Origin of the sequence: Sphingobacterium sp. ML3W (assembly GCF_029542085.1) — a bacterium.
Classification (GTDB): domain Bacteria; phylum Bacteroidota; class Bacteroidia; order Sphingobacteriales; family Sphingobacteriaceae; genus Sphingobacterium.
The window spans coordinates 3,997,885-4,010,594 of sequence record NZ_CP107036.1; the positions used below are offsets into that span (position 1 = coordinate 3,997,885).

9 protein-coding genes are annotated in these 12,710 nt (G+C 40.7%); 5 read left to right on the plus strand and 4 right to left on the minus strand.

Annotation, left to right across the window (positions count from 1 at the left end):
• Positions 1-135: 135 nt before the first annotated feature.
• Positions 136-1,911, minus strand: a complete 1,776-nt coding sequence (locus tag OGI71_RS16880; RefSeq protein ID WP_282250443.1) for an aminopeptidase P family protein — start codon at positions 1,909-1,911, stop codon at positions 136-138.
• Between the two features lie 315 nt (positions 1,912-2,226).
• On the opposite strand from OGI71_RS16880, the gene dacB reads away from it, so the two are divergent.
• From dacB to OGI71_RS16905, 5 genes are all read left to right on the plus strand, one after another.
• Entirely contained in the window at positions 2,227-3,651 is a 1,425-nt protein-coding gene (dacB, locus tag OGI71_RS16885) for a D-alanyl-D-alanine carboxypeptidase/D-alanyl-D-alanine-endopeptidase (RefSeq protein ID WP_282250444.1), read from the plus strand.
• A gap of 93 nt (positions 3,652-3,744) precedes the next feature.
• A complete protein-coding gene (locus OGI71_RS16890; protein WP_282250445.1) occupies positions 3,745-6,027 on the plus strand; it encodes an NADP-dependent malic enzyme in 2,283 nt (760 codons plus the stop codon).
• A 33-nt stretch (positions 6,028-6,060) separates the two neighbouring features.
• Positions 6,061-6,642: a Holliday junction branch migration protein RuvA gene (ruvA, locus tag OGI71_RS16895; RefSeq protein ID WP_282250446.1), complete on the plus strand. Its 582-nt coding sequence runs from the start codon at positions 6,061-6,063 to the stop codon at positions 6,640-6,642.
• Between the two features lie 663 nt (positions 6,643-7,305).
• The gene (locus tag OGI71_RS16900) at positions 7,306-9,162 is read left to right on the plus strand and encodes a family 20 glycosylhydrolase (RefSeq protein ID WP_282250447.1); all 1,857 of its coding nucleotides are present in this window, start codon (positions 7,306-7,308) and stop codon (positions 9,160-9,162) included.
• 108 nt (positions 9,163-9,270) lie between these two features.
• Entirely contained in the window at positions 9,271-9,747 is a 477-nt protein-coding gene (locus OGI71_RS16905) for a GAF domain-containing protein (protein ID WP_282250448.1), read from the plus strand.
• A 169-nt stretch (positions 9,748-9,916) separates the two neighbouring features.
• On the opposite strand, the gene OGI71_RS16910 is transcribed toward OGI71_RS16905, so the two are convergent.
• The 3 genes from OGI71_RS16910 to hisF form a co-directional block, all read right to left on the minus strand.
• Positions 9,917-10,819, minus strand: coding sequence for a WD40 repeat domain-containing protein (locus OGI71_RS16910; protein WP_282250449.1), 903 nt, complete (start codon positions 10,817-10,819; stop codon positions 9,917-9,919).
• A gap of 430 nt (positions 10,820-11,249) precedes the next feature.
• The gene (hisIE, locus tag OGI71_RS16915; RefSeq protein WP_282250450.1) at positions 11,250-11,834 is read right to left on the minus strand and encodes a bifunctional phosphoribosyl-AMP cyclohydrolase/phosphoribosyl-ATP diphosphatase HisIE; all 585 of its coding nucleotides are present in this window, start codon (positions 11,832-11,834) and stop codon (positions 11,250-11,252) included.
• Positions 11,835-11,956: 122 nt separating this feature from the next.
• Entirely contained in the window at positions 11,957-12,709 is a 753-nt protein-coding gene (hisF, locus tag OGI71_RS16920) for an imidazole glycerol phosphate synthase subunit HisF (RefSeq protein ID WP_282250451.1), read from the minus strand.
• Position 12,710: the final 1 nt, after the last annotated feature.

A 12,710-nucleotide genomic window follows, 5' to 3' on the forward strand; every position in this document is an offset into this window, starting at 1 on the left:
GATTCCAAGCGTTTAACACAGAACATTATTAACTTGCCCGAATATACTATCAAACCCTTAATATGAGCAACTCATCTTAGTTGAATCAAAAAATAGGAACCTGTATCTTGTAGGTTCCTATTTTTATTTACATTATTAGATCGCCTTACATTTTTCGGCAAGCCAATTCTTTTCTTCACTTGAAAGATGCGTTGATAACCGATCAAATACCCATTGATTATAGTTATTCAACCATAAAAGATGTCTTTTTTCCAACAGGGATTTTTCAATCAAGTCTGTCGCAATATAACATATTGTCAATGTCTCAAAATCCAAGAAATCACCGAATTCCGACGAACCCGCTTTTCGAGTCAACACCAAATTCTCGATACGAATACCGTGCTTGCCAACACGATATAGACCAGGTTCAATGGAGGTAATCATACCCGGTTCAACAGCAACATCTATCGCCGCAGCATTAAATGTCTGCGGTCCTTCATGTACATTTAAGAAAAATCCAACGCCATGACCTGTGCCATGACCATAATTGCGCAAGGTCTCCCACAATGGGCGGCGGGTAATAGCATCGATTTGATATCCACGGGTGCCTACAGGAAAAATTGCCTGCGACCCCTCTATTGTGCCTTTCAGCACCAAGGTATAATCTTCTTTTTCCTCTTGGGTAAGTCCACCAAGAGAAACAACGCGTGTAATATCTGTTGTTCCTGTTTTGTATTGACCACCAGAGTCCACCAACAACAAGCCCTTTGGGCGTAATGTATAATTGGATTTCTCATTCGCTGAATAATGTGGCAATGCACCATGATCTAGGTAGCCTGCAATTGTCGTGAAAGAAACATCAACAAATCCCTCTTGACTCTCACGAAATCCACGTAATTTATCTGCAATGGAAAGTTCAGACAGCTCTTCGCTGGTAACGTTCTCTTCCAACCATTTAAAAAAACGGGTAAGCGCCACACCGTCTTTTACAAAAGTATGCCTGTTATTTTCAACTTCTATCGTATTCTTAATTGCTTTTAAAGTCGTAGAAGGGTTTATCTTTTCTACTATTTTAACGTTTTCAGGAACGCTATCAAACATTGCAAAGCAGGTACGTTTTGGGTCGATTAAGATAGCTTTTGCCTGCAATGTCTCGATCGTCTGATAGATATCGTCGTATGCAGCGATTTCAACGCCATAGCTTGCTAATTCAGCAACTGTTTCGGCGTTCAACTTTGACGGTTCAATGTAGAGTGTCGCGGTATCAGTTGTGATCAATACAAACCCCAAAACAACCGGATTGCAAGGTACATCCTGGCCACGGATATTAAGTAGCCAAGCAAGATCATCTAAAGAAGATATTAAATGTGCATCGGTCCGATTTTTCTTCATTTCAGCCCGTACAGCTTCAATCTTCGCTATGGTAGATTGTCCTGTTGTACTTTCAGGCAACAAGTAGGCCTGCGCTTTTGGCAACTCTGGTCTACCTGCCCATAAATCAGCTAGTAAATCTACATGACCATCCACCTCAATATCCAGGGGCTCCAACACGCCTTTGACAGATTGAGCTACCAAAAGCGACGCCAGATTTCCATCAAAAGCAACTTTCGCTCCTGCATGCAATTTCTCTCCTAACCAATCCGCATACTCCGCCGCTGCCTGGACTTTCAGTTTAACCAATTCAAAACCGGTTCCTTCCAATTGCTCCACTGCCTGGACAAAATAACGGGAATCTGTCCAAAGACCCGCAAAATCTTGTGTGATAGCCAAGGTACCTGCAGATCCTGTAAACCCTGATGCCCAAGCAATACATTTGTAACGTTCTGGTAAATATTCACTGATATGAGGATCTGATGATGGGATAATATATCCATCGATTCCTTGAATCTTCATAGCCTCACGAATAGCAGCTAATTTTTCGATATGCTTCATGTCGTCTATACAATTTTATGCAAGTTAGGATTTTTTAGGGTCGAATGCCTAACTTTAAGCCAAATAAAACAAACGAATCAACGCGTACGTGCATACATTAAAGTTATATGCACATCGCACTAAATATAGAATATCAAATAACAGGACAGCATAAGGTCCGACGAAATTACATGTTAATGAAACCATCATGATTTATTCAAACCGAGTGAAACGAGTTCATGAATGCAATTAAAAAACAAATTATGAATGAATAATCACATAGGGGAATGAGTAAATCTGATAGCTTCATCGCAAATGAAAAACAAATTTAAACGGATGAAAAAATTTGCACTATATTCCATTGCACTATCGACCTATGCACTTACCGGCATGACGAGTTCTTTAGTTGCACAGGATATCCGAGCCAAAATCCAAGATGCATTCAATCAATTTCAAAATCAGGAAAACGTAAAAAACGGCATTAGTTCTTTAACGGTATTTGACGGAAAGACAGGACAGTCTATCTATGCTGTCAATGAAAATATCGGGCTAGCTACAGCTTCCACCATGAAAGTGATTACTGCGGCTACAGCATTGGATTTTCTGGGTAAGAATTATCAATTTAAAACAACCTTATACTATACTGGCACCATAGATGAAACCGGTGTCCTAAATGGCAACATCGTTGTAACAGGGACGGGTGACCCTACCTTGGGCAGCGACCGCTACCCGGAAACCAAAGCAGCTATCGTACTGAACAAATGGATCGCAGCTATTCAAAACGCTGGGATACGAAGTATCAATGGAGCAGTTATTGCCGATGATCGCCTCTATAACGGCAATCAACTCCCTGGGGGATGGATCTGGACAGATATGGGTAATTATTATGGCGCAGGCATTTCATCACTCAACTGGCATGAAAATGCTTTTGGAATTGATTTTAGTCCGGCGGCCAAAGTTGGGGCAAAAGCTGAAATCGTCAATTACACGGTTCAGGTTCCCTATCTGCAGATTACCAATGAAACCACAACAGGCAGAGCAGGCAGTGGGGACAATGTCTATGCCTATGCAGCGCCTTATTCTACCAAGATATTTGTCCGCGGTACTTATGCTCAGGATTTAAAGAAAACCATCGAGCTCGCTTCTCCCGACCCTGCATATGATTTGGCTTTTCAACTGAATGAAGGTCTCAACAAACAGGGCATCCTTGCAATCCAACCTCCCGCAACAGGTGCGAAGATGGATTCAATAGACGTATCCCAGAAACAAACACTGGATGTGCACCTGTCCCCTACCATGGATAAAATTGTCTATTGGTTTAACCAAAAAAGCATCAACCTCTATGGGGAAGCCCTATTAAAAGCTATTGCCTATACCACTGCTGGAAAAACGAGAACGGATGATGGGGCCAATTACATACAGAAGTATTGGAACGCCAAATTAGGGATCAAGCCAAGCGAACTCAAAAGTATGGACGGCTCGGGGCTCTCACCACAAAATAGAGTCACCACGCTCGCCATGAACAAAATCATGCAATATGCACAAAAGCAAAATTGGTATCCTGTATTCTACGAAAGTCTACCGACCTACAATGACATGAAGATGAAGAGTGGAACAATCGGCGGTGTACTGGGGTATACGGGCGTTCATACCAATAAAAATGGACAATCCTTTACCTATACACTATTGGTCAATAATTATTCGGGATCGGGGTCCAATATGCGCAAGCAAATGTTTAAATTGCTGGACATTTTAAAATAACATATTATTGTCTATTTATAATAAGATATTGGCAAATATTTCCAAATATCAAAAAGAATGATAGATTTGTAGCCTTAAATTAATAAAATCGTAATGAGTAACACTAATCGTAAACAGGCAGCGTTAAATTACCACTCAATGGGTAGACCTGGAAAAATAGCTGTTGTTCCGACAAAACCAACAAATTCGCAAAGAGACTTATCATTAGCATATTCTCCTGGCGTAGCGGAGCCATGTTTGGCTATTGCCGAGAATAAAGAAGATGCTTATAAATATACCGCAAAAGGGAACCTTGTTGCTGTTATCAGTAACGGTACAGCTGTCTTGGGCCTAGGTGATATCGGCGCTCAAGCAGGTAAACCTGTCATGGAAGGAAAAGGTTTATTGTTCAAAATTTTTGCTGACATCGATGTATTTGACATCGAAGTGGACACCAAAAATGTTGACGAGTTCGTGAAAATAGTAAAAGCATTGGAACCAACTTTCGGAGGTATCAACCTGGAAGATATCAAGGCTCCTGAATGTTTTGAAATTGAGCGTCGCCTGAAAGAGGAAATGACGATTCCCGTTATGCACGATGATCAACATGGTACAGCGATCATTTCAGGTGCAGCCTTGATCAATGCCTGTGAAATTATCGGAAAAGATATCTCCAAAGTAAAAATCGTCGTTAATGGTGCTGGTGCTGCTGCGATGTCCTGTACAGCAATGTATATTTCTGTAGGCGCAAGCAAAGAAAACATTGTGATGCTAGACAGTAAAGGTGTTATCCGTACAGATAGAGAAAATCTGGATAGCATGAAAGCACAATACGCTACTGATCGCGATATCCACACCCTAACAGATGCCGTAAAAGACTCCGATGTATTTATCGGGTTATCAGCTGCGGATGTCATGTCAGCAGAGATGTTGTTATCAATGGCTCCTAATCCTATTGTTTTGGCGATGGCCAACCCAAATCCGGAGATTGCTTACGATTTAGCGATGGCTACCCGTAGTGATATTATCATGGGTACTGGCCGTTCGGATTATCCAAATCAGGTGAACAATGTATTGGGTTTCCCTTACATTTTCCGTGGTGCTTTGGATGTACGCGCAACAGCAATTAATGAGGAAATGAAAATTGCAGCTGTACGCGCTATTGCTGATCTGGCAAAACAACCAGTTCCAGAAGAAGTCAATCAAGCTTACAATACAAGCAACTTAAAATTCTCTGAAGAATATATCATTCCCAAACCTACCGATCCACGTTTGATCACAGAGGTTTCTATGGCTGTGGCAAAAGCAGCAATCGAATCTGGTGTAGCGAAAACAGCAATCGAAGATTGGGATAAATACCGCGATGCATTGCGTAAACGTCTGGGTAAAGATGATGCGATCATGCGCAACTTAACAATGGCAGCTAAAAGAGATCCAAAACGCGTTGTCTTTGCTGAAGCAGATAATTACAAAACATTACGTGCCGCTCAAATCGTAAAAGAAGAAGGTATTGCAATCCCGATCCTATTAGGTAAGAAAGAGAAAATCCAACGTTTGATCCAAGAGTATGCTTTTGAATTGGATGGTGTAGAAATTATTGATCCAGTTGCTGAGGTTGATGGTGAAACAGAGCGTTCAAAAAAATTCATCGAGCACCTTTATAACAAAAGACAACGCAGAGGGATCTCTCGTTACGACGCGCGCAAACTGATGTTTGACCGCAACTATTTTGGTGCTTCTTTAGTTGAGTTTGGTGAGGCAGATACATTGATTTCTGGTATGACCAAAAATTATGCAAACACCATTCGTCCTGCATTGCACGTTATCGGTGCTAAACCGGGCAGCCGTGTAGCAGGTATGTATATGATGTTAACCAAAAAAGGTCCTATTTTCATGGGTGATACCACCGTGAATGAGGATCCTACAGCACAAGAGCTAGCTGATATCACATTGCTTTTGGACAAAGCTGTTAAACGCATGAATATCCAACCGCGCATTGCTTTATTGTCGTACTCTAATTTTGGTTCCAGTGAAGGAAAAACACCTACCAAAGTAAGAGCAGCGGCGCAGATTATTCACGACCAACATCCTGACATTATTGCTGATGGTGATCTACAAGCTAACTTCGCCTTAAATAGCGATATGTTGACTGACAATTTCCCGTTCAGTTGTTTAAACGGGCAATCAGCAAATACACTTGTTTTCCCTAACCTGGAATCAGGTAATATTGCCTATAAATTATTGCAAGAAGTCGGTGAAGCGGAAGCTGTAGGTCCTATTCTTTTGGGTATGAACAAACCTATCCATGTACTACAATTGGATAGCTCTGTACGTGAAATCGTCAACATGGTGACTATTGCTGTAGTTGATGTTCAAGCTCATCTTAAAAATTTATAGAATCGCTTAAAATCTTCCTATATTCGTATTACTATGTACGAATATTTCAATGGAAAATTAGCATATAAAGCCCCCACTCATGTTGTTATCGACGTGAGTGGGATTGGCTACTATGTTCACATCTCTCTTTATACCTTTTCCCAAATCAAGGATCAGGAAAACTGCAAATTATTTATTTCACTGCAAGTCAGGGAGGATTCCCACACACTTTATGGCTTTGCCACAGAAGGCGAAAAGAAGCTGTTCGAGAATCTGATTTCAGTTTCAGGCATCGGCCCCAATACGGGTCGAATGATACTCTCATCCAATACACCTGATGAAATACAGTCTGCCATTGTCAATGGTCAGGTTGCTTTAATCCAGAAAATTAAAGGAATCGGTCCTAAAACAGCACAACGTCTGATCCTAGAACTTCAGGATAAACTGAAAAAACAAGGTGTGGAAACGCTCTCAACATCAATTCAATCGCAATCCATACCAGACGAAGCTTTGTCTGCACTGGTTATGCTAGGTTTCAACAAAGTGGCGGCTGAAAAGGTATTGAACACCATTTTAAAAACAGAAAGCAACCTTTCTGTGGAGGATATGATCAAATTAGCGCTAAAGAGGTTATAAAATGGGTATCATCGCTTGTTGATCCGCTGACGAACATTCGGTTTACAGATACTTCGACTGGACATATACAGAACAAAACATATAGCTCATACAAAAAAAGGAACTTTCAGGTTCCTTTTTTATTTTCTTAATAGCAATCTTAATTCGAATCCCGCAAAGCGATGCTGTGTTTCGAACTGCGAACATGTAGGTAACAATTTATGAATTGAAAGTAGGCTAACAGGGACTTTATAGGGACTTTATCCGGACCTCATTCGGATTTCATTCGGATAGACACGAATAAAGTCCGTTTTATTCCCCGCTAAGATAAGTGTTAAAAGCACTGAAAATATGAAGAAGAATCAAACTTGCCCTCTCCTTAACATGAACCTATTTGCTCCGATAATTAAGTGATCTGTTTATATATAGAATCGTGAGATGATAGGAATTGAAATAAAGTTTATTGGATTACAAATACAGTTATGGGTTTAATAATTATCGTACATCCCTAAGAGATAACACAAACGATTGCTCTAATACAAATAAACACATAATCAATTAGTTACAAAAACACATAAGCACCTCCCCTCACGTTGCTACAGCCTATTTGTTACAATCCGGCTTTGCTAAAACGTATTTATTCCCTTATTTTTAGGGCTTCGTATTTCAGTTATAATCTCACACATGAAAAAACTATTTTCACTTGCGCTCGCTTTAAGTTTAGGAGCAGCAGCATTTGCGCAAGAAAAGAAAGACATCACATTGAATATTGTGCCTTTACCGCAACATGTTCAGATCAAAAACGGGTCATTTAAAGTCAACACAAACACTAAAATTGCATTTGACAGCGATGAGGATAAAAAAGTTGCCACTTTATTCCAGGATTTTCTAAAAAGTAACTATAACCTCAACCTATCTTTAGTCAAGTCACCGGGTAAGAATAGCATCTATTTTTCGTCAAAAAACGTAAAATCCGCAAACACGGAAGCATACGAACTTAACAGCACCTCGGATCAAATTACGGTCAGTGGAAAAGCATCAGGTCTGTTTTATGGCATGCAATCGCTGATTCAGTTACTACCTGTCGACAAAAAAGCAAGCATCGAAATTCCACAGGCATCGATTCAGGATGAGCCCCGTTTTGCTTACCGCGGGCTGCATCTGGATGTTTCCCGTCACTTTTTTCCTGTAGAATTTGTTAAGAAGTACATTGATATTTTGGCTGCTTACAAATTGAATACTTTTCACTGGCACCTGACGGATGATCAAGGATGGCGCATTGAAATTAAATCACACCCGAAACTAACGCAGATCGGGGGCTATCGCAATCAAACGCTTTTAGGTAATTATAAAACCGATGGCGACTATGATAACACGCCTTATGGTGGTTTCTACACCCAGGACCAGATCAAAGAAGTCGTGGCTTACGCCAAAGCCAAGTATGTTACCGTCATCCCTGAAATCGAGATGCCTGGTCATGCTTTGGCAGCACTTTCAGCTTACCCAGAGCTCGGTTGTGGTGATAAACCGGGACCATATACCGCAGCACAGACCTGGGGGGTATTTGATGATGTATTCTGTGCCGGAAAAGAAGAAACATTTAAGCTATTGGAAGATGTCATCGACGAGGTGATCCCATTATTCCCTAGCCAATATATTCATATCGGTGGCGATGAATGTCCTAAAACAAGATGGAAGACATGTCCGCATTGTCAAAAAAGAATCAAGGATAACAATCTCAAAGATGAGCATGAATTACAAAGCTATTTTATTCAACGTATGGAAAAATACATTAATAGCAAAGGTAAACGTATCATTGGATGGGATGAGATCTTAGAGGGCGGTTTAGCACCAAATGCGACTGTTATGAGCTGGAGAGGTGACCAAGGAGCTATCGATGCTGCAAACCAAGGCCATGACGTCATCATCACGGCAAATAGTTATGGTCTATACTTTGATCACAAACAAGGAGCTGATCAAAATAGGGAGCCCTTGAGTATCGGAGGTCTTTCAACATTGGCTAAGGTATACTCTTCTGATCCTATGCCTAGCAAAATCTCTGAAAACAACAAAAAACATGTCTTGGGTGTTCAAGCAAATATCTGGACGGAATATATCGGCTCTTCCAATAAAGTAGAGTTTACCATCTTACCACGTGTGTTGGCCCTATCTGAGATTGCCTGGACTCAACCGGAAAAGAAAAACTGGAAGAATTTCTCCGAGCAACGTGCGGCACATCAACTGGCAAAGCTAGATCAGACAAATACATTCTACCGCGTACCTGAGGCTTATGGTATCTCTGATACAACGGTATACGCTTCAGAATATACGATCCGTGGTTTGAAACCATCGGTGGAAGGTGCCAAAATCTATTATACCCTAGATAACTACGACCCTTCGGAATTAGATCTAGAGTATACAGGTCCGGTTAAAGTGACTGTTCCAAATAGTAAAGAACGAGTATTCAAAGCGGTCGTTATTACACCCTCTGGAAAAAGAAGCAATTACATCCGGGTAAACATTATCAATACAAAGAAATAAAATAATATACCCCATGCGAAAGCGCTAATATTCTGTTAACTTTGAGCAGATATTAGCGCTTTTTTATTAGCGTGCAGTATCACTTCAAGAATTTAAAAAAGAATTTTTATGGCTGAGGATTTACGAATTGCCAAGGGCAGCAAAGAGGAACAATATCAGAATTTACTTCCGCAGATAGGTGGATTGTTACAGGGAGAAAATAATCAGGTTGCAAATCTTGCCAATATTGCAGCAGCATTAAAGGAGCAGTTTAATTTCTTTTGGGTGGGTTTTTATCTTGTAGACAATGCTGAAGAGCTTGTGCTCGGTCCCTTCCAAGGTCCTGTCGCCTGTACGCGTATAAAAAAAGGACGGGGTGTATGCGGTGGAGCTTGGGCACAGGAAAAAACACTTATTGTACCCGATGTGGAGCTGTTCCCTGGACATATTGCCTGTAGCTCTCTTTCACGCTCTGAAATCGTATTGCCCGTATATCGTCAGGGGGAAATTATAGGTGTTCTCGATGTGGATAGCAGTGAACTGGACAGCTTTGATGAAATTGACGGAAAATACCTTACCCAAATCTTGCAGTTATTGGACAATTAGTGTCTAGATAACGATAAAAATATGTCTATCGTTCAAACATACAACTTCAAAGGTCAGCGTTAGTCCCTGTTAACAAAAAAACAATAATGCGACAAAGTTCTAACGTCCCAAATTGGACACTATTTCCTCATTTTCTATGGGAGCTTCATCAGATTATTTTTCGAATATTTTACTGTTGAAATTCCCATATCTTGACTAATTTATCATCACTAACGCTAAAGAAATAGCGACCATCGTCAGACCAGACACCCGCATTGACAGATAGATGATGACCATCTTGCATTTTGTCACGGCTCATGTTCTTCAACAAAGCAAAATCCGCGTTAGACCAAAATTTCAATGACTTGTCTCTGCTTACCGTGGCGAATAATGGTTCAACTGGATGTGGATAGATTCCATATACAGTAAACAAGTGTGGGACAAATGAAAAGTTATTACTCAACTGACTGACATCCGAAATAATGAGCTGTGCATCACGGCCACCGCTTAATAGTCTATTTTGAAGAAAAGCCAACGAGGTTGTGGGCAGGCTATGGAGCTGCAAACGCTCAATGACATGAAAGTCTTCACTATCCAGTAAATATACCCAGCCATCTTTATCGCCTAATGCAATTCTGTTTGATTTTTCATCGACAGCAATACTCCGAACTGTTGTTTGGGATAGCTGTAGCTCATAAATACCTTTATATGTAGCGAGGTCGATCACATAGAGTCTTCCCTCTTCCCCTACAGCCAGAAGCTCATTTTTTTGCTTGACAAACGCAAGAGCAAAGATGGCTTTTTTACCCAATTGTAAACTCGCGACAAGTTTTTGTTCTTGTACATCCACAAAAAGTAATTTCCCCTCACGTAATGCAATCGCTAAGATAGCCGTTCCTGGGATCAGTTTTAAAGCATATACAGAGGAAGTCACAGCACAGAGGATACGTTTAAAGCTATTTTTTTCGATATCCCATTCAACCACGCCCTTGTCATTACCACCTGTAAAGAATGTATTCGGATCGTATCCTTTTTCTACGCAAAAAATTGGATTTTGATGTCCAGGTAATGTCGCTCTTAATTTAATATCCATAGTTATATCTTCAAGCTCTCCAGATGACATTCGGAGAGGCCATTCTTGCTCCAATCTTTTTCCAACGGACCATCCGCTTTTTCGTTTACTTGTTTATTACTTCGTTTCACTGACGCACAATAAAAGCGCAGAAAATAATAAAACTTTCATGCTTCCACACAAGCACCAACAGCTGTAAAAACAGCCGGAAAGTTCCTTCTGGCCAACAAACCTAACATAACGAACTCATTGATGTCCTAATAAAAAAAATAAGAATCAATAAAAACAGACACCTTCAGAAAAAAAGAAGTGCAGTATATCCACAAATATACTGCACTTCCAAGACTATTTTGTCATATTACCTTAAAGCCTCGTCCCCATCCCTAGATCCAATCTAATTTATCCAAAAATATTTGGGATCGATAACAGAAACTTTCTTTGAAAAACAGCGCTATTGATGTCTGCTTTCAAGATTTTTAGCGATTGTTTCCAACGAAAAGCCTTTTTCACGCAACAATACGATCAAATGGAACAATAAATCGGAAGTCTCATTGATAAAGTCAGTCTCGGTTTCCGTTAATGCCGCGATCACGGTTTCTACCGCTTCTTCACCTACCTTTTGGGCGATTTTATTAATTCCTCTGGAGCGAAGACGATTGACATAGGATTCGTCAGAAGGATTTTCGTAGCGATGATTTACAATACGTTCCAGTTCCAAAATAAAATTCTGATTGAAGTCCGTATTGAAACAACTCCGACTTCCTGTATGACAAGTAGGTCCCATAGGATCGGCCTTGATCAATACGGTATCTTTATCGCAGTCTATATGAATACTCTTTACATTTAAAAAGTTACCACTCTCCTCTCCTTTAGTCCAGAGACGATTTTTGCTACGAGAGAAAAAAGTCACGCGCTTTTCCGTCTGTGTCTTTTGCCAAGCCTCTTCGTTCATATAGCCCAGCATCAACACCTCTAGTGTTTGGGCATCCTGCACGATCACTGGAACAAGTCCGTCACTTTTTGCGAAATCTAACATTGTATTAGTATCTAGTATTTAGTATTGAGTAATTAGATTTTACTCACGTAAGCCATCAGCTTACTTAATATTATCCTTACTCCTTTATCCTCACTCTTTATTCCCTGATCCTTGCTCCAAAACTATCTTACGACTATACCATTATGCCGTAAGGTCTGTTTAAGATCTGGAATCAATATTTCCCCATAGTGGAATACGGAAGCAGCTAAGGCAGCATCCACATTGGCCTGTTGGAAGACATCGACAAAATGTTGTTGATTTCCAGCGCCACCCGATGCAATTAACGGTATATGAATGCGATCGTTTACAGCTTTTAATAATCCGTTATCAAACCCATTCTTCGTACCATCGTGATCCATTGATGTCAGGAGAATTTCCCCAGCACCGCGTTCCTGTGCTTCCAATATCCAATCCAAGGTATTGATCTCCGTCTTGATACGTCCACCACTCAAGTGAACAAAATCTTGACCTTCAATTGACCTTGTATCTACTGCAACCACAACAAACTGGGCACCGAAAGCTGCAGCCATTTGATTGATCAGTTCAGGGTTGCGCACAGCCGCAGAGTTGATGGATATCTTATCTGCCCCAGCATTTAACAGGATATCGGCATCTTTTATTTCATTGATACCACCACCTATCGTAAAAGGAATATTCACCTGACGAGCTACTGCTTTGACAAGATCTATTGTCGTCTTGCGCCCTTCATGTGTAGCCGCGATATCTAAAAAAACAAGCTCATCCGCTCCTTGTTGGGAGTATTCGTAGGCTAATTCAACAGGGTCACCGGCGTCGCGCAAGTCTACAAAATTGACTCCTTTTACTGTACGTCCATCTTTAACATCCAAGCAAGGAATTATCCGTTTTGCCAGCATG